Origin of the sequence: Streptomyces sp. PR69, from assembly GCF_026420845.1 — a bacterium.
GTDB lineage: Bacteria > Actinomycetota > Actinomycetes > Streptomycetales > Streptomycetaceae > Streptomyces.
On the sequence record NZ_JAOWCB010000009.1, the window covers coordinates 133803 to 152044 of the forward strand.

15 protein-coding genes are annotated in these 18242 nt (G+C 73.1%); 7 read left to right on the forward strand and 8 right to left on the reverse strand.

Annotation, left to right across the window (positions count from 1 at the left end; genetic code table 11):
* Positions 1-135: 135 nt before the first annotated feature.
* Positions 136-2931, forward strand: coding sequence for a LuxR C-terminal-related transcriptional regulator (locus OF819_RS11800; protein ID WP_267243401.1), 2796 nt, complete (start codon positions 136-138; stop codon positions 2929-2931).
* A gap of 120 nt (positions 2932-3051) precedes the next feature.
* Positions 3052-3252: a hypothetical protein gene (locus tag OF819_RS11805; protein WP_267243402.1), complete on the forward strand. Its 201-nt coding sequence runs from the start codon at positions 3052-3054 to the stop codon at positions 3250-3252.
* 159 nt (positions 3253-3411) lie between these two features.
* Here OF819_RS11805 and OF819_RS11810 read toward each other — a convergent pair whose 3' ends face one another.
* From OF819_RS11810 to OF819_RS11825, 4 genes are all read right to left on the reverse strand, one after another.
* Positions 3412-3822, reverse strand: a complete 411-nt coding sequence (locus OF819_RS11810) for an SHOCT domain-containing protein (RefSeq protein ID WP_267243403.1) — start codon at positions 3820-3822, stop codon at positions 3412-3414.
* Between the two features lie 42 nt (positions 3823-3864).
* Positions 3865-4275, reverse strand: coding sequence for a hypothetical protein (locus tag OF819_RS11815; RefSeq protein WP_267243404.1), 411 nt, complete (start codon positions 4273-4275; stop codon positions 3865-3867).
* Positions 4276-4466: 191 nt separating this feature from the next.
* On the reverse strand, positions 4467-5132 hold the full coding sequence (locus tag OF819_RS11820) for a hypothetical protein (RefSeq protein ID WP_267243405.1): 666 nt from the start codon (positions 5130-5132) through the stop codon (positions 4467-4469).
* Positions 5133-5351: 219 nt separating this feature from the next.
* The gene (locus OF819_RS11825; protein ID WP_267243485.1) at positions 5352-8003 is read right to left on the reverse strand and encodes a SpoIIE family protein phosphatase/ATP-binding protein; all 2652 of its coding nucleotides are present in this window, start codon (positions 8001-8003) and stop codon (positions 5352-5354) included.
* A 377-nt stretch (positions 8004-8380) separates the two neighbouring features.
* Here OF819_RS11825 and OF819_RS11830 point away from each other — a divergent pair, with 377 nt between their 5' ends.
* From OF819_RS11830 to OF819_RS11845, 4 genes are read left to right on the forward strand one after another with little or no spacing between them, the layout of a single operon-like run.
* The gene (locus OF819_RS11830; protein WP_416370518.1) at positions 8381-9622 is read left to right on the forward strand and encodes an ABC transporter substrate-binding protein; all 1242 of its coding nucleotides are present in this window, start codon (positions 8381-8383) and stop codon (positions 9620-9622) included.
* Positions 9619-10563 carry a carbohydrate ABC transporter permease gene (locus OF819_RS11835; protein WP_267243407.1) on the forward strand — a complete coding sequence of 315 codons (945 nt, stop codon included), beginning with the start codon at positions 9619-9621 and terminating at the stop codon, positions 10561-10563. The genes OF819_RS11830 and OF819_RS11835 overlap by 4 nt, the downstream gene beginning before the upstream one ends.
* A complete protein-coding gene (locus tag OF819_RS11840) occupies positions 10563-11396 on the forward strand; it encodes a carbohydrate ABC transporter permease (RefSeq protein ID WP_267243408.1) in 834 nt (277 codons plus the stop codon). The genes OF819_RS11835 and OF819_RS11840 overlap by 1 nt, the downstream gene beginning before the upstream one ends.
* Positions 11397-11434: 38 nt before the next feature.
* Positions 11435-12622: an ABC transporter ATP-binding protein gene (locus OF819_RS11845; RefSeq protein ID WP_267243409.1), complete on the forward strand. Its 1188-nt coding sequence runs from the start codon at positions 11435-11437 to the stop codon at positions 12620-12622.
* Between the two features lie 261 nt (positions 12623-12883).
* Here the strand turns inward: OF819_RS11845 and OF819_RS11850 are convergent, their stop codons facing one another.
* From OF819_RS11850 to OF819_RS11860, 3 genes are all read right to left on the reverse strand, one after another.
* Positions 12884-13615, reverse strand: a complete 732-nt coding sequence (locus OF819_RS11850) for a hypothetical protein (RefSeq protein WP_267243410.1) — start codon at positions 13613-13615, stop codon at positions 12884-12886.
* Positions 13612-15315, reverse strand: a complete 1704-nt coding sequence (locus tag OF819_RS11855; RefSeq protein WP_267243411.1) for a serine/threonine-protein kinase — start codon at positions 15313-15315, stop codon at positions 13612-13614. The genes OF819_RS11850 and OF819_RS11855 overlap by 4 nt, the downstream gene beginning before the upstream one ends.
* A 106-nt stretch (positions 15316-15421) precedes the next feature.
* Entirely contained in the window at positions 15422-16681 is a 1260-nt protein-coding gene (locus OF819_RS11860; protein WP_267243412.1) for a Tm-1-like ATP-binding domain-containing protein, read from the reverse strand.
* 241 nt (positions 16682-16922) lie between these two features.
* Between OF819_RS11860 and OF819_RS11865 the strand changes: the two genes are divergently transcribed.
* Positions 16923-17249: a DUF1876 domain-containing protein gene (locus tag OF819_RS11865; RefSeq protein ID WP_267243413.1), complete on the forward strand. Its 327-nt coding sequence runs from the start codon at positions 16923-16925 to the stop codon at positions 17247-17249.
* A gap of 44 nt (positions 17250-17293) precedes the next feature.
* Here the strand turns inward: OF819_RS11865 and OF819_RS11870 are convergent, their stop codons facing one another.
* Positions 17294-18175 (reverse strand): universal stress protein, encoded by an 882-nt coding sequence (locus OF819_RS11870; RefSeq protein WP_267243414.1) that lies wholly within the window; start codon positions 18173-18175, stop codon positions 17294-17296.
* Between the last annotated feature and the right edge of the window lie 67 nt (positions 18176-18242).

The window sequence follows — 18242 nt, forward strand, 5'->3', positions numbered from 1 at the left end:
CGTCGAGCCGGCGTCAGCAGATCTGAGCGGAACTTGAGCATCACGGTCCGGCTACGGGCGGACATCTCCGCCGGGAGCGGGCGGCCTGTTGCGGACCGCGGTCCCGCGAGTAAAGATCGAATAAGGAGCACTGTGATGTCCCCGCCAGCAGGGCGTCCCGGCCGCCCGCCCGACGCCGCTGACCACGGTCGCGGGCCGGGCCGCGGGCCCCGGGCCGCCCTCCTCTCCGGCGGCGACCCGGCGTACGCGGCCCGGTTCGCCGTCCCGGCCCTGCCGTCGGCCTTCGTCCGCAGGCAGCGCCTCACCCGGCGGCTGACCGCGGGAGCGGCCGGACCGCTGGTGCTGATCACCGGCCCCGCGGGCGCGGGCAAGACCCTGCTCGCCGCCCACTGGGCGGCGTCGTCCGCCCCGCCCGCGCAGCCGGCCTGGCTGACGCTGGAGCCCGGGGACAACGCGCCGGGCGTGTTCTGGGCCGGCGTCCTCACCGCGCTGCGCGACCACGGGCCCGCCCGCCCCGACGCCGTGGGAAGCCCCGTACGCGCCGGGGAAGTGGACCCCTCCCTGCTGGCCCGGCTCGCCGCGCGGCTGAGCGGGCGCGCCGAACCGGTCGTGCTTGTGCTCGACGCGTACGACCACATCACCTCCCCGGAGGTGGCCGCCGGACTGCACCGGGTGCTGCGGCATGCCGCACCGGGGCTGCGGCTCGTCCTCACCAGCCGGAGCGAGCCGCTCCTGCCGCTCCACCGCTACCGGGCCGCGGGCGAGATCACCGAGATCCGCGGGGCGGACCTGGCCTTCACCCCGGACGAGACGGCCCGGCTGCTGCGCGGCCACGGCCTGTCCCTGCCGGCCGAGACCGCCGACGCGCTCACCGCACGAACCGAAGGCTGGGCCGCCGGGCTGCGGCTGAGCGCACTGGCCGCACGGGAGTCACCGGACCCGGCGGGCTTCCTCGCCGGCTTCGAGGCGGGGCACAGCACGATCGCCGACTATCTGCTCGCCGAGGTGCTCGAAGCACAGCCCGAGGCCGTCCAGGACCTGTTGCTGCGCACCAGCGTCCTGGACCGGACCTGCCCCGCCCTGGCCGACACGCTTACCGGACGCCGGGACGCCGAGGGGATACTCGCCGGCCTGGCGCGGGCGAACGCCCTGGTCGAGCCGATCGGCCATGGCTGGTACCGGCATCACGCGCTGTTCGCGGAGATCCTCCGCGTCCATCTGCGGGCCGGGCATCCTGGCCTGGACACCGAGCTGCACCGCCGTGCGGCGCGCTGGCTGGGCGACGCGGGGCGGACCGCCGAGGCGCTGCCCCACGCGGCGGCCGCGGACGACTGGGAGTGGGCCGCGTCCCGCTTCATCGACGACCTCGCCGTGGGCCGGCTCTTCACCGGCCTCGACGCCGACCGGCTGACCGGTCTGTTCTCCGCCATGCCGCCCGGCGTCCCGGGGCCCGCCGCAGGCCTGGTCCGCGCCGGATGCGCCCTGGCCCGCTATGACCTGCCCGCCGGTCTGGAGCAGCTGCGCGCCGTTTCCGCACAGCAGCCCGCGGCCGCGGCGCCGGCCCGGGCACTGCTCAGCCGGGCGCTCCTGTGGGCGCTGGCGGGACGGCTGACCGGATCGGCCGGGACGGCGCGGACCGCCGTGTACGAGGTGGAGCGGGCCGCGCTGCGACTCCCCGAGGACCTTCGGGTCCGCCGCCCCGAGCTGTTCGCCCTGCCGCTCGTCGCCCTCGGCTCCGCCCTGCTGTGGGAAGGCAGCCTCGACGCCGCCCGGCAGGCGCTGCTCGACGCGGGCGAGGCGATCGACGCGGCGGACGGAGCCGGTGCGCCCGGAGCACCCGATGTGGCCGGTGCGCCCGATGTGGCCATTGCGGCCGGGGGCGGTCCGGAGACGGTCCACCCCCGCTATGCGGCGCTCAGCGGGCTCGCCCTCGTCGATGTGCTGCGCGGCCTGCCGGGTCCGGCCCAGGCGTATGCGCGACGGGCGCTCGCCGTGGCCGAACAGGGCGGGCTCGCGCCCCGCGCCCGTAGCGGAGTCGCCCATCTCGCCCTGGCCGCCGTCGCCCTCGACCGCGCTGACACCGCCGCCGCCCGGGACGAGCTGGACCGCGCGGCGGAGTCGTCCGGCGCGCACCACGACCCGGTCGCGGCCTCGGCGGCGGCCCTCTGGCGCTCCCGGCTGCTGCTCGCCGAGGGCGACCCCCTCGCGGCGCTCGCCGCCCTCGACGGGGCCCGGCCGCTGGGGACCGCCCATCCGTCGCCCTGGGTCTTCGACCATGCCGCCGTGGTCCGTTCCGCGGCGCTGCTGGCCCTGGACGATCCGCACGCCGCGGTCGGGGCGCTGGGCGGAGTGTCGCCGGATGAACCGCTGGGCGCCGCCGCTTCGGCACGTGCCCGCCTGGCCGTCCAGGACGCCGAGGCGGCGCTCGCGCTCCTCGACGCGCTCCCTCAGGACGGCGGCCGGGGCACGGGCCCCGGCGTCCGTGTGCGGGTGCTGCTGGCCCGGGCGGAGACGCTGGACCGCCTCGGCGATCCCGCCGGTGCGGCCAGCGTCCTGGCCCAGGCGCTCGCGGCGGCCCGCCCCGACCGGCTGCGGCTTCCGTTCCGTGAGTCCGGGCCGTCCCTGCGGCTGCTGCTGCGGCGGCCGGACCTCGCACGCGCGCACGCGTGGCTCGGGCCGCCGCTCCTCGGAGGGCTCCCCGCGCCCCAGCGGGACGGCGACGCCCCGGCCCCCGTCCTGGAGCCGCTCAGCGAGCGGGAACGGCAGGTCCTGGAACGGGCGGCGCAGATGCTCTCCACTCAGGAGATCGCCGACGAGCTCCATCTGTCGGTGAACACCGTCAAGACCCACCTCAAGAGCGTCCACCGCAAACTCTCCGCACGCCGCAGGGGCGAGGCCGTACGGCGCGCCAGGGAACTCCGTCTGCTGTGACGGCCGCCGCCGTGCGCGCACGGGTCGCCGCGGGTCACCTCGGCAGGGTGATGCCGCGGGGGAGGGCGGGGGAGACGATGGCCGCAGCGGGGGACGCATGGACGGGAGAAGCGTGCGCACATGCGCTACGAGATCCGCATCGCCGGCGCCGTGTCGGAGGTCGTACGCCACGAGGCGTTCCCCGAACTGGCCAGCGTCGTCGTGCCGTCGCAGACGCTGCTGTTCGGTCAGGTGACCGATGACGCCCATCTGTACGGCCTGCTGAGCCGCTGCCAGGCGCTGGGACTGCGGGTCGTGGAACTCCGCCGGCTGCCCGAGTGAGGCATGCCGTGGTCGGGACACGGCGTGGGGCAAGGCATGGCGCGGGGTGATGCATGCCGCGGGGCGAGGCACGTCACGGGTGAGGCATGCCCGGGCCTCAAACCCGGACGGCGGGAGCATGCCGGCACGCTCCCGCCGCCCGGGCTCAATGCCCGGAAGTCAGCCCGCGAGGACCTTCGCCTTGGCCCGCTCGTACTCCTCGGCCGTGAGGTCGCCCTTGTCACGCAGCCCGGCCAGCTTCGCCAGCTCATCCGCGTGGCTCGTCCCCGCACCGCCCGGCGGCGCCTCGGCAGCCGCCTCCCTGACGTAGCTGCGGAACGCCTCCTGCTGGCGCCGGGCATGGCGCAGCTCGCGCTCGCCCATGTCGCGGCCGCGGGCGACCAGATAGACGAAGACGCCCAGGAAGGGAAGGAGGCATACGAAGACGGTCCAGCCCGTCTTGCCCCAGCCGCCCATGCTGTCGTCGCGGAAGATGTCGGCGATGACCCGGAACAGCAGCATCAGCCACAGGATCCACAGGAAGAACCACAGCATCGTCAGGAACACATTGAGGAGGGGAAAGTCGGTCATCGCGACCTCCTGCCGTAAGAGGGACGGCATCGCCCCGCGCGCTCAGGTTTCCTCGGGCTTGACCGTGCACAGGGCCCAGATGATGAACGCGTACAGCGCGATCACCACGATGGACCAGAGCGGGTAGTACGGGATGGTCAGGAAGTTGGCGATGATCAGCAGCCCGGCCAGTCCGACCCCCGCGGCGCGGGCCGCGACGGAGCCCGTGAAGAGCCCGAGGCTCACCAGGATGGCGAGGGCGCCGAGGATCAGATGGATCCAGCCCCAACCCGTCAGATCGAACTCGAAGACATAGTCCGGCGTGGTGATGAACACCTCGTCCTCGGCGATGGCCATGATGCCCCGGAAGAGGTCGAGCAGCCCGGCGATGAACAGCATCACGGCCGCGAAGGCCACCAGGCCCCTGGCAACCGTGGCGGATCCGCCCGAGCGTTGTGGAGTGGTGGTCGCCATGGCTCTTCCCTCCTGACGAACCGTGCAGCGGCTCGCTGCGGTACGTTCCCGAGCATGACGCCGCCGCGGGCCTGTGGCCTCACCCCCGGCGGGTGAGCCGTGCCCCGCCCCGCGGCGGACGGCAACGCGGGCCGCGGCCTTGACCGGCCGCGGCCCGCGTCTGCGCCGCTCGTCAGTGCGTCAGCGCGGTGTCACCGGCGCTCGACGAACGTCTTGCCGCTGTGCCCCTCGGCGGAGCACGACCTCTTCTCCGCGGGGGTCATCTTGCGGGTCTTGACGATCACCGCGTTGTTCTTGCCGTCCGTGCCGTTCTTCGCGGGGCCGGTGATGGCATCCCCGAAGAACCAGTAGTAGTGATCCCACTTGGGGCTGTCGTAGTGGGTCTGCCAGGTGCCGTACACCTTCTGCATCACCTGCGCGCGGGAGATCCAGCCCACCTCGCCCGGAGCGACGGTCATGCTCAGCGAGCTGCTCTCGGAGTGCGTGCTCGACCAGGTGTGGTTGTAGCTCGCCGTCACACTGAGGTCCACCAGCCCCGCGATATTGCCGCCGGCGGTGACCGACACCCCGAACGAGTCGGTGGAGCCCACCGTGTCGGTCCAGGTCATCGACTGGGTCGCGGGCGAAGTGCTGCAGTTGTAGAGGGAGTCGGACACCTGCCGGAACGAGCCGAGGTACGCCTCGCCCAGCTTCGGGTCGTTGAAGGTGCACTTGCCCAGGCCGGAACGGCAGTCCGCCATCAGCAGCTCCCGGGTCGGCCCGTCGTCGGCCGCCGCGGGGGAGGCCGTGGCGGCTATCACGCCGAATGCCGCCGCCGCGAGGGCGAGCATCCTGCCGCCGCGCCTCATGGGGTTCATCGTCATGCGGTACCTCTCGCACTGTGCTTGGGGGGTCGGCGAACTCCAGCCCCGAGTCCGGGACTTGAGCGTCCCGCGGGCTGGTTGAGTGATCGCCGCCTGGTCCCTGCGAGACTCGCTCACCAGCGGTCACAGCTACACCAAAGGCAGGTAAAGTTGTAGTTGATTCCGAAACCTGAAGGAGACCTTCCAGTTACCTGATAAGGCGTCAGAAAGGTTTCAGGAAACCGACGGAGTGGAGAGCTCCGCCCAGATGATCTTTCCGGCCGAGGTGTAGCGGGTGCCCCACCGCTCGGCGATCTGCGCCACCAGGAACAGCCCGCGCCCGCCCTCGTCCATCGTCGCGGCATACCGCAGATGCGGCGAGGTGCTGCTCCCGTCGGCGACCTCGCAGGTCAGTCCCTGATCGTGCAGCAGCCGGACCCGGATCGGCGCCACGCCGTAGCGGATCGCGTTGGTGAGCAGCTCGCTGAGGATCAGCTCCATGCTGAACGCCAGCTCGGCCAGCCCCCACTCCTCCAGCCTCTCCCCGACCGTGGCGCGCATCCCGGACACGGCGCTGGGGTCGCTCGGCACCTCCCACTGGGCGACCCGGTCCCGCCCCAGCACCCGGGTGCGGGCGATCAGCAGCGCCACATCGTCCTTGGGCCGCTCGGGCAGCAGGGCGGCCAGCACCGCACGGCAGCTCTCCTCCGGGGGCCGGTCGGGATGGGAAAGCGCCTGCCGCAGCAGCTCGATGCCGACGTCGATGTCGCGGCTGCGGTCCTCGATCAGACCGTCCGTATAGAACACCAGCTGGCTGCCCTCGGCCACCTGGAGCTCCGCCGCCTCGAACGGCATGCCGCCCAGGCCCAGCGGCGGCCCGGCCGGCAGCTCGGGGAACTCGACCCGGCCGTCCGGATGCACCAGCGCCGGCAGCGGATGCCCCGCCCGCGCCATGGTGCAGCGCGCCGCCACCGGGTCGTAGACCGCATACAGACAGGTCGCGCCGGTCATCGCCCGGCCCTCGTCGCCCGTCGCCTCGGCCTCGTCCTGGTCGATGCGGCCGACCAGGTCGTCAAGGCGTCCGAGCAGCTCGTCGGGCGGCAGATCCAGCGTCGAGAAGTTGTGCACGGCGGTACGCAGCCGCCCCATCGTCGCCGCGGCGTGCAGCCCGTGCCCGACCACATCGCCCACCACCAGGCCCACCCGGCTGCCGGGCAGCGGAATCACATCGAACCAGTCGCCGCCCACCCCGGACTGCGCGGGCATATACCGGTGCGCCGCCTCGACCGCGCTGCGCTCGGGCAGCGCCCGCGGCAGCAGGCTGCGCTGCAGGGTCACGGCCATGGCGTGCTCACGGGTGTAGCGGCGCGCGTTGTCGACGGAGACGGCGGCACGGGCGACCAGCTCCTCGGCCAGCGACAGATCCTCCTCCTCGAACGGCCCCGGCTTCTCCGAGCGCCAGAAGTTGGCCACTCCCAGCACCACCCCGCGCGCCTGGAGCGGCACCGTGATCAGCGAGTGGATGCCGTACTCGACGATCGCCTCGGCCCGCTCGGGGTCCTGGGCCTGCCAGCCCGCCGCCTTGGACAGCTCGGGGACCACCTCCGCCTGACCGCTGCCCAGCCCGCGCGCCTGCGGAGTGGAGGCCACAAACTCGATCAGCCTGCCGCGCGGGTACAGCGGATGGTCCTCCCGGATGCCGCACACGGCGGTGCGGCGCATGCCCGCCCCCACGCCGGGCTCCTCGCCCCGCAGCACGGGGTCGGCGAGATCGACGGTGACGAAGTCCGCGAAGCCGGGGACGGCGACCTCCGCCAGCTCTTCCGCCGTCCGGGTGACATCGAGCGTGGTGCCGATGCCGACCCCGGCGTCGTACAGCAGTTTGAGGCGCTTGCGGGCGACCTCCGCACGTCCGGCGAGCGCCTGAAGCTCCGTGGAGTCGCGGATGGTCGCCACCGTGCCCAGCGGCCCGCCGGGGCCGTCGGTGGTCCGCTGGTTCACCGCCAGCAGCCGGTCCCCGGCCAGCCGCACCTCATCGGAGACCGCGCGCCCGGAGGCGAGCAGCTCCGCCATCGAGGGGTCGAGCCCCGGCAGATCCGCGATCCGGCGTCCCTCGGCGTCAGGGCGCAGCTCCAGCAGCCGCCTGGCCTCGTCGTTCGCCAGCAGCAGCCGCCCGTCGCCGCCGACGATGAGCACCCCTTCCCGCACCGCGTGGAGCACCGCGTCATGGTGCTCGTACATCCGGGTCATCTCCTCAGGACCCAGACCGTGCGTCTGCCGCCTGAGCCGTCTGGTCGCCAGCGCCGTGCCGGTCATCGCCACCGCAAGACCCGCGGCCCCGGCGCCGAGGATCAGCGGAAGCTGGTCATAGACCTCCCCGGTCACGTTCTCGACCTTCAGCCCGGCGGACACCAGCGCCACGACCGTGCCGTTCGGAGCCGTCACCGGCACCACGGCCTGGACCTCCTGGCCCAGCGGCCCGTCCACGCTCTCGACCAGCACCTCGCCCTGGAGAGACGGCTCGATGGTGCCGACGAAGCGCTGCCCGATCCGCTCCGGCAGCGGATGCGAGTAGCGGATGCCCTCGGTGTTCATCACCACGATGAAGTCGACGCCCGCCGCCCGGCGGGCCTCCTCCGCGAGCGGCTGGAGGACCTCGGAGGGGTCGGGCAGATTCAGCGTCTCGATCAGCCCGGGAGAGTGCGCGAAGGTCTCCGCGACGGCCACGGACCGGTTCTTCGCCTCCGTGTCGGCGTCCGCGCGGCTCTGCAGAAAGAGCGCCAGGATCGCACCCACGACCAGCAGGACCACGACCGCCACTTGGAGGACGAAGACCTGCCCGGCGACAGTCCGGGGGCGCGCGCCGAAAAGTGACCGGGCCGACACGCCCCGGAGTCGGTCGAAGCGGCTGATCACATCGTCATTTGTAGCACCGGCCGGGGTCGCGGGCCACGGGCTTGCCCGATCTTCCCGGCCCGAGAGCTCCGAATACTTCCGGCCATCCGGGTGACCGCGGCGACCCGGCAGCCCCGTCACGGCGGCCCGCGCGTGCGCCGGGTCTACGGTCGACGCTGCGCCGGACCCGCCGCAAGGCCGTACGGCGAGGCCACGACCGGCCGGAGAATCACGGCGCGGGGAGGTGAAGGGTGGGTCGCACGACGGGAGGGAAACGGCCGGCCGGCGAACGTGACGCCGGTGCGGCGCCCACGGCGGGCGAACATTCCCGGCCACGGCGCGCCCGGCCGCACACCGCACGGCGGCGGCTGCGCATCCTCACCGTGCTGCCCCTGCTGGCCGCGCTGCTCAGCTCCTGCGGCGGCGAGGAAACCGGCCCGCCGACCCTGAACTGGTACAACTTCCCCGACGACTCCGGGGCGCTGCAGAGCGCGGCGGACAACTGCACCCGCGCGTCCGGGGGCCGCTACCGCATCAGCTACCACAAGCTGCCGCGCACCGCCGACGGCCAGCGCCAGCAGCTCGTACGGCGGCTGGCCGCCGAGGACGACTCCATCGACATCATGGGCCTGGACGTGACCTGGGCCCCGGAGTTCGCCGAGGCCGGATGGATCCTGCCGTGGACCGGCGAGCACCGCGCCCGGGCCATGGACGGCACCCTCGCGGTCCCCCTGCAGACCGGCACCTGGAAGGACCGGCTGTACGCCGTCCCGTACAACACCAACACCCAGCTGCTGTGGTACCGCAGCGACCTGGTGCCCGAACCCCCGCGCACCTGGTCCGGGATGCTGGACATCGCCCGCGAGCTGGCCGCCGAGGGCAGACCGCACTATGTGGAGATCCAAGGCGCCCAGTACGAGGGGCTCACGGTCTGGTTCAACACCCTCGTCGCCAGCGCCGGCGGGTCCGTCCTCAACGCCGACGCCACCGCGCCCTCCCTCGGGCCGCCCGCCGTGAAGGCCGCCGCCATCATGCGCGAGCTGGCCCTCTCGCCCGCCGCCGACCCCTCCCTCCCCAATCAGATGGAGGACCAGAACCGGCTGGCGATGGAGGCCGGCACAGCCGCCTTTGAACTCAACTATCCCTTCGTCTATCCCTCGATGCAGGCCAACAACCCGGAGCTGTTCCAGCACTTCCGCTGGGCCCCCTACCCGCGCGTGGACGCCGGCCGCCCCGCCAGACCCACCATCGGCGGCATCGACCTGGCGATCGGCGCCTACTCCCGCTACCCCGACCTGGCCTTCGAGGCGGCGCTGTGCCTGCGGAACCGGGAAAACCAGATCACCGCCGCCGTCCGGGGCGGACTTCCGCCCACGCTGGAAGCGCTCTACCACGACAAGGAATTCATCGAGAGCTACCCCTTCGCCGACGCCATCCTCCAGGCCCTGGAGAACGCCAGCGTCCGCCCGCAGACCCCGGCGTACCAGAACGTGTCCATCGTCATCGCCCATGCGCTCTCCCCGCCCTCCGCCATCGACCCGCGATCCACCGTCGACGAGATCTCCGCCCAGATCGAGGACGCCCTGGAGTCGAAGGGGCTGATCCCATGAACCCACCGACCCTCGACGCCCGGCAGGCCGGCGAGACGGCCGCCGTCACCGCGGGCAGGCTCTCCGAGGGAGCACGCCAGGAGCGACGCCTCGCCTGGCTGCTGTGCGCGCCCGCCGTCCTGGTCATGGCCGCCGTCACCGCCTACCCCATCGGCTATGCGGTCTACCTCTCCCTGCAGCGCCACGATCTGCGCTTCCCCGACCAGGCGGAGTTCGTGGGCCTGAGCAACTACGTCGCGGTCCTGTCCTCCCCGTTCTGGTGGGAGGCCTTCTGGGTGACGCTGTTCATCACCGCCGTGTCCGTCGCCGTGGAACTCGTCCTCGGCCTGGCGCTCGCCATGGTGATGCACCGCACCCTCTTCGGCCGCGGCGCCGTGCGCACCGCCATCCTCATCCCGTACGGCATCGTCACCGTCGTCGCCGCCTTCTCCTGGCAGTACGCCTGGACGCCCGGCACCGGCTATCTCGCCGCCCTCCTCCCGCAGGGCGAGGCCCCGCTGACGGAGCAGTGGCCGGCCCTCGGGCTGATCATCCTCGCCGAGGTCTGGAAGACCACCCCCTTCATGGCGCTGCTGCTGCTCGCCGGCCTCGCCCTGGTCCCCGAGGAGACGCTGCGCGCCGCCATGGTCGACGGAGCCGGCGGCTGGCAGCGCTTCATCAAGGTCACCCTGCCGCTGATGAAACCGGCGATCCTGGTGGCGCTGCTCTTCCGCACCCTGGACGCCTTCCGCGTGTTCGACAGCATCTTCGTGCTCACCGGGGGCGCGCACGGCACCGGCTCGCTGTCGATCCTGGGCTACGACAACCTGTTCACCGCGCTCAACCTCGGCATCGGCTCGGCGGTGTCGGTGCTGATCTTCCTGTGCGTCGCGGTGCTCGCCTTCGTCTTCGTCAGACTCTTCGGGGCGGCCGCCCCCGGATCGCAGCAAGGGGGACGCTGATGCCCGGTGCACAGAGGCGGCGCATCGCCGGGTGGACCGCCGCCAATATCGTGGTCGTCGCCTACGCGCTGTTCCCCGTCTGGTGGATCGCGGCGCTGTCCTTCAAGGACCCCTCCACCCTGACCGACGGCAACTTCATCCCTGCCAAGTGGACCTGGGAGAACTACCGCGGAATCTTCGCGACCTCCGAGTTCACCCGGGCGCTGGTCAACTCCATCGGCATCGCGCTCATCGCCACCGCCATCGCCGTGCTGCTCGGCATCATGGCCGCCTACGCCGTGGCCCGGCTGAGCTTTCCCGGCAAACGGCTGCTGATCGGCATCTCGCTGCTCATCGCGATGTTCCCGCCGATCTCGCTGGTCTCCCCGCTGTTCGACATCGAGCGGATCCTCGGGATCTTCGACACCTGGCCCGGGCTGATCATCCCCTATATGACCTTCTCGCTGCCGCTGGCGATCTACACGCTGTCGGCGTTCTTCCGGGAGATCCCCTGGGACCTGGAGAAGGCCGCCAAGGTCGACGGCGCCACCCCCGCCCAGGCGTTCCGCCTGGTCATCGCGCCGCTGGCCGCGCCCGGTGTGTTCACCACCGCGATCCTGGTCTTCATCTTCTGCTGGAACGACTTCCTCTTCGCGATCTCCCTGACCTCCACGGAGGCCGCGCGCACGGTCCCGGCGGCGATCGCGTTCTTCACCGGAAGCAGCCAGTTCCAGCAGCCCACCGGCTCGATCGCCGCCGCCGCGGTGGTGATCACCGTGCCGATCGTGATTTTCGTTCTGCTGTTCCAGCGGCGCATCGTCGCCGGACTGACGTCCGGCGCCGTCAAAGGCTGACCCGCGCACTGGCCCCACGCTTTCAAGGAGCACCGACCGTGGCCGAGATCGTTCTCGAGGGCATCACCAAGAGGTACCCCGACGGCGCGCTGGCCGTGCGGGACGTCAACCTCACGGTGGCGGACGGCGAGTTCGTCATCCTGGTCGGCCCCTCCGGCTGCGGCAAGTCCACCACCCTGAATATGATCGCCGGCCTGGAGGACATCACCGCCGGCACGCTCCGCATCGGCGACCAGGTCGTCAACGACAAAGCGCCCAAGGACCGCGACATCGCCATGGTCTTCCAGAGCTATGCGCTCTATCCGCATATGAGCGTGCGGGAGAACATGGGCTTCGCGCTGCGGCTCGCCAAGACCGACAAGGCCGTGATCAAGGAGAAGGTGGAGGAGGCCGCCCGCATCCTCGACCTCACCGAACACCTCGACCGCAAGCCGGCCAACCTCTCCGGCGGCCAGCGGCAGCGCGTCGCCATGGGACGCGCCATCGTACGCAGCCCCAAGGCGTTCCTCATGGACGAGCCGCTGTCCAACCTCGACGCCAAGCTGCGGGTGCAGATGCGCACCCAGATCTCCCGCCTCCAGCAGCGGCTGGGCACCACCACCGTGTATGTGACCCACGACCAGACCGAGGCCATGACGCTGGGCGACCGGGTCGTCGTGATGCGCGGCGGCGTCGTCCAGCAGGTCGGCACCCCACAGCACCTCTACGACGAGCCGCGCAACCTCTTCGTCGCCGGGTTCATCGGTTCGCCCGCCATGAACTTCCTCCACGCCGCCCTGGAGGAGAACACCCTGCGCACGGCGATCGGCGCGCTCCCGCTCACCCCCGAGGTCCGCCGGACCCTGGAGCGGCAGAACGCGCCGCGCGACCTCATCGTGGGCCTGCGGCCCGAGGTGTTCGAGGACGCCGCGCTGGTCGGCCCCGGAAGGGAAGGGCTCCGCTTCACCGCCACGGTGGAGGTGCTGGAGTCGCTGGGCTCCGATGTGTACGCCCACTTCACCGAGGAGGGCTGGGAGCCGGCGTCCAGCGCGGAACTCGACGAACTGGCCGCGGACTCGGGCGCGAGCGAAGCCGGCGCCGGCCACCAGATCGTCACCCGGCTGTCCACCGGCACCCGCATCCGGGAGGGAAGCGCGGCGGAGCTGTACGTGGACGTGTCGGGGATGCACGTCTTCAACCCGCAGACGGGCGTCAACCTCACCCGCCGCGAGAACAGCGGCGGGTGAGCCCGGGCCCCCATGCTCCATGGGGAGCGCCGCGGCCGGCTGTCGGGCGTGTGCGGGCATGCGTGGCGGATCGCACCCACGCGGCGGAGCCGCATAGCGATACAGCCTCGCGCCCCTTGGGGACGCTGCCGCGCTGCGGGCGGAGCCCGGCGTATCCCCCTCCCCAGCGGGAGGGCCGGGGGCGGAGCCCCGTTTCAGGCCGGGGCCCCACGCCCCGGGCGCAGGGGGAGGGCGGGGAAGGGGGAGCAGACCCCCGGCCGCCTACGGGCACCGGTAGACGAAGGCCACCGCCGCGCTTCGCCGCTCCGGCGACTCGATCCGCAGCTCTGCCTCCGCCCGGAAGTCCCCCGTGCCCTCGAACGACCACAGCAGACGCAGCCGCGTCTCCCGCTGCCCCCGCGCCAGCCGCTCACTCAGCTCGCCGGACGCCGTGCCGTCGTTGCGCACCCAGCGGTACGTCAGGGTTCCGGGACGCCCGTTGGTGGTGACCAGCGCCGTGACATCGGCGGTGCCGTCGCACGGCGGGCCCGGCTGGTCGGTGCGGACGGACACGTTCTCGACGGCGAGCGGCGCCCCGTACCGCTGCCAGGCCAGGTAGCCGAGTACGGCGAGCAGGACGACCAGCGCCAGGGTGTAGCGCCGCAGGGCCGTGGCGAGACGGGAAGGGCGCGGTCGCCCGGGAGGCGGCGCGGCCTCGCCGCGCCAGAGGACGGCGGTGACGTCCCGGTCGCCGCCTCGCGGGCGGACCGCGGCGGTGACGCCGGGGCCGAAGCGGAGCACCGAGCCCTCGACGCGGTCGGGCTGTACGGCGGGCCGCTCGACCCAGTGGCTGGCGAGCACGGTGGCGCTGTAGCTGTGCTCGACTCCGTCGGCCGCGGGCTGCTCCCGCTCCGGCTGCTCACCCTCGGGCCGGCCGCTCTCTGGCCGTCCGCTGTCGGGCTCTCCGCTCTCCGGTTCGGGAGGTTTCATGAAGGCGGCGCGGGGGTCCTTCATCCGACCGGGCACCGCCTGGCCTGGAGCTGCTGCACGGACGAGCCGTTGGCCGCGGCGGGCTCGGTGCGGGCGGCGACGCTCCAGTAGCAGCCCTTGCCCCGGAAGGTGTGGGTCAGTGTCAGCGTGTACGAAGTGCCCCCGCTGCGTTCGAACGCCTGGGCGGGCCCGTCGGCGGCGCCCGCATCGCCTTTGGCGAACGCCGTGGCCCAGTCCACGGTGATCGTCACGGGGCCGGCGCCCCGGGTGCGGACCTCGACCGTCGCGGTGGCGGTGGCCGTGTCCCCGTGCCGCCGCAGCGAGGTGACGGACACGGAGGTGACGGTCACGGCCGGCGGGTCCGGACTCTCCGGCGGGTCCGGGCTTTCCGGCGGGTCCGGGCTTTCCGGCGGGTCAGGACTCTCGGGGGGATCCGGGGAGACCGGCGGGTCAGGGCTGGCCGGGGGCGTGGGCGTCGTGGGCGGGCCCGGCGGGACCGGGGGAGTGAGGGAAGGCGCGGGCGTCGGAGGCGGGGCCGGGGTGAGCGAGGCGGCCGGGGAGGGGGTCGGGGAGTGCGCCGGGGCCGTGCTCGCCGGGGGAGAGCCGGACGGCCCCTCGCCCGGCGGCGTCGCCGCCGGCTCCCCGTGCGGCGACGCGCTGGTCGTCGCGACGGCCCGGACGGCCGCGTCCTGCGGCGCATCGCCCGCGGCCCGCGCGGCGATGGACAGCACCACGCCCAGCACGAGCGCGAGCGCGGCGGCGAGCAGGCCCTGTTTGCCCGGCCACAGCACACGCAGACCGTGCCCCTGCCCCAGCGACGTGGAGGCCAGGGCCGTGGCCCCGGCGGGCGGCGCGCCCGCCGAGGGGAACAGCAGCGGCAACAGCGCGGCGAGCGCGGCCAGTTTGCGCTGCCCTCGCTCCTCCCAGTCCGGGCCGTAGGCCGCGCAGGCCACCTCCTCCAGCTCGGCCACGAACGCCTCGGCGTTCTCCGGGCGCTCGTCCGGGGCCTTGGCCAGCCCCCGCCGGATCAGCGGACGCACCTCCTCCGGCGCGTCCTCCTCGGGGACGGGCGCGCTGGTGTGCGCGAGCGCCAACTCGGCGAAATTCTCGCCCGCGAACGGCTTGCGGCCCGTCACACACTCGAAGAACGTCGCCGTCGCGGCGTAGACGTCGGCGGCCGGCGAGGCGGGCTCGCCGCTCCACTGCTCGGGCGCCATATACGCGGGCGTGCCGGCGACGCCGGGAGTCGTGCCGCGCCCTGCCGCGATGCCGAAGTCGACGAGCTTGGACGAGCCGTCCGCGGAGACCAGCACGTTCTCCGGCTTGTAGTCGCGGTGCACGACACCCGTGCGGTGCGCCGCGGCGAGCCCCAGCAGCGAGCCCTTCAGGACGGCGAGGGCCGCCTCCGGCCCGGTGCTCCCCTCACGGGCCAGCAGCGCACGCAGCGCCACCCCGTCGACCAGCTCCATGACGATGGCCGCGCCGTCCGGGGCCTCGACATACTCGTACAGACGCACCACATACGGCGAGTCGAGCCCGCCGAGCAGCCGGGCCTCGGCCCGGAACTCCTGGAGGAACGCCTCGTCGCGCCGCATCCGCTCATTGAGGTACTTGACGGCCACGGGGGTGCCGGTGGCCTCGTGGACGGCGAGCACGACGCGCCCGCTGCCGCCGGAGCCGAGCTCCCGGGTCTCGCTGTAACCCGGGACCGACCATGCGCTCATAGCGTGTTTCTCCCCCCTGGGGACCGTGAGGCGGCTGCGAGGGATCCGCTGTCGCCACCACAGACACATTTCCGCCACACAGCGGTTCCCGTCAACGGCGACCGGGCTATGCGCAGTCCGCCGTCCGGAAGCCGGTGATCAGGCGGTGCAGCAGCTCCGCGGCCGCGCGGCCGAAGGCCGGGTCGTTGAGGTGGGTGTCGTACTCGGCCAGTTCCACCGCGCTGCCGCGCAGTCCGCCGCGTACCGCCGCGAACAGGGCCTCGTCCGCCCGCGGGTCGTGGAACGGGCCGCCCGGCGCGCCGAGGGTGGACAGGCCGCGCAGCGGCAGGCACACAACGGCGGGCCCGGCGGCCTCCCGCAGCTTCGCGGCGATGCGGACGCCGAGCTCCGCGCACTCGGCGGCAGTCGTGCGGACGACCGAGATGGAGGGGTTGTGCACCCGCACACCGCGGGGGCGGAATCGCCGCGGCACGGTGTCGAGCGGGCCGAACTTCACCATGTCCAGCGCCCCCAGGCTCACCACCTGCGGAACGCCGCTGCGTCCCGCCGCGCGGAGCCGGTCGGGGCCGGCCGTCAGGATGCCGCCCGCCAGGTCGTCGGCCAGTTCGCAGAGGGTGAGGTCCAGCACGCCCGCGAACAGCCCCTGTCCGGCGAGGAACTCCAGGGTGCGCCCGCCCGTGCCGCTGGCGTGGAACACCAGCACCTCGTAGCCCAGCTCGGTGAGCCGCTCGCGTGCGGCGTCGACGCCGGGCGTGGTCACGCCCGCCATGCTGGCCGCGACCAGCGGTCTGCCGCCCGCGCCGAGTTCGGCCGGAACGAGGGCGCGGGAGGCCGCGGCGAAGCCCCTGGCCATCCCCGCGGCGGCGTCCGCCGCGTTCGCCAGGATCGGCGCGGACACGCTGTTGATCCCGGCGATGTCGACGACGCTGTACATCATCGCGATGTCCGCGGAGCCGACATAGGGTGACACATCGCCCGCGGCCATCGACGAGACCATCAGCTTCGGCACGCCCAGCGGCAGTCCGCGCATCGCACGGGTGGCGATCGACGTGCCTCCGCTGCCGCCGACGGCCAGCACCGCGTGCAGCCGGCCCTCCCCGTACAGCCGCTTCAGCGTCTCGGCCGCGCCGTCGGCCATCGCCGTGACCGCCGCGCCGCGGTCGCCCTCCGCGCGCAGCGCGCCGAGGTCCGCGCCGGCCGCCCGGGCCACCTCCTCGCGTGGGATGTCGGGCGGCGTGCGCGGCGTGCCCATCACCCCCGCGTCGACCACGATCACCTCGACCCCGGCGCGCAGCAGCTGCTCGCGCAGCCAGCCGTACTCCGTCCCCTTGGTGTCCAGCGTCCCCACCAGCACAACGGTCGCCATGGTCAGCAATCTTGATGAGAATCGACAAAACGACAAGTGGTTCGTTGAAAACTTGATAAGAACGTCTGCAGCCCCGGTCAACCTACAGCTCGGCCGAGGGCATCCGCGACGGACTCCCCGGCGAGCCGCCGGGCGACCGGCCGGAACCGGATGGGCCGACCGGCCCCACGGCGGGGACTGAACGCCTCAAGACGGCGACGCGGCAGCCGGGCGAGCGTGAGATGACGGCATGGAGGCGAACATGACACGCACGCTGGAGTGGAAGGCAGGCGTCTACCTGTCCGAGGAGGACGGTACGACGAAGGCCAAGGCCGTGCTCGACACAGGCGTCACCCGGCTCACTGGCCGCGGGGTCGCCCGCTGCAACCCCCAGGACGTCGATGTGCCGGAAATCGGCGACGAGCTCGCGGCGAGCCGCGCGATGAGCGATCTGGCGGACCAGCTCATGCGGCTGGCCGACCGCGGCCTGGAGGCGGTGGGGGCCGGGGAGGGCGAGCAGACGGCCGCGGACGCCGCGCAGCCGAAGCCGGGCGTCTCCGGCTACGGCTGGCCCGATGTCACGGAATAGGGCCGGCCGGCGTGGGACACGGGAGCCTCCTGACGGCGGCGCGGTCAGTCGTGCGCCACGACGGCCACGGGCGCGACGCAGTGATGGATCACGGCATGGGCGACATGGCCGATGTGGGCGCCGAGCGGGGAGGAGCGGATGCGGCGGCCGACGATGACGAGGTCGGCGTTGTCCGCCGCGTACACCAGCTCACGGGCGGGCGGGCCGATGACGGGGCGTTCGGTGATCCGCACCGAGGGGAACTTGATCCGCCACGGGGCCAGCATGTCGCTCAGCGACTGGGCGACGGTCCCGCCGACCTCCAGCTGGATGCCGGGGTCGAGCACGGGCGCGTAGCTGAAGACCGGCGGCAGCGTCCAGGCATGCACGACGCGCAGGGTGCAGCCCCGGCGCGCCGCCTCCTCGAAGGCGAAGGCCAGCAGCGGCTCGCAGGACTGGTGGATGTCCACGCCCAGGAGCACTTCGCCGTACGGCCCCGAGCCGCCACGGCCCGCACCGCCCGCCCGCGTGTCGTCGGCCCGCACCAGCACGACCGGCCGCTCCGTGGCGCCGACCGTGGCCAGGCCGACCGAGCCGACGAGAAAGCCCAGCACCGCGCCCAGGCCGCGGGAGCCGAGGACCAGCAGGTCCGCGTCCAGCGCGTCGACGGCGAGGGCCGCCGCCGGCCTGCCGGACAGCCGACGGGTGCTGATCTCCAGCCCCGGGTGGCGTCGCCGCAGCTCCTGTGCCGCCTCCGCGAGGATGCCGTCGGCCCAGCCGCGCACCACGTCGGGCCGCACCATCGGGGCGGCGGAACCGGCTGCGACCTCCTCGGCGTGCACAAGACGCAGCGCGGCCTGCCGCAGCAGAGCCTCCTCTGCGGCCCATTCGGCCGCGGCGAGACTCTCCGGCGAGCCGTCCAGACCGGCGACCACATGCTGTGCCATGGCACGGACCTCCTTCCGGCCGCCCATACGGCCGCACCCTCAGCGTCGCCGCCGCACGGGCGGGACA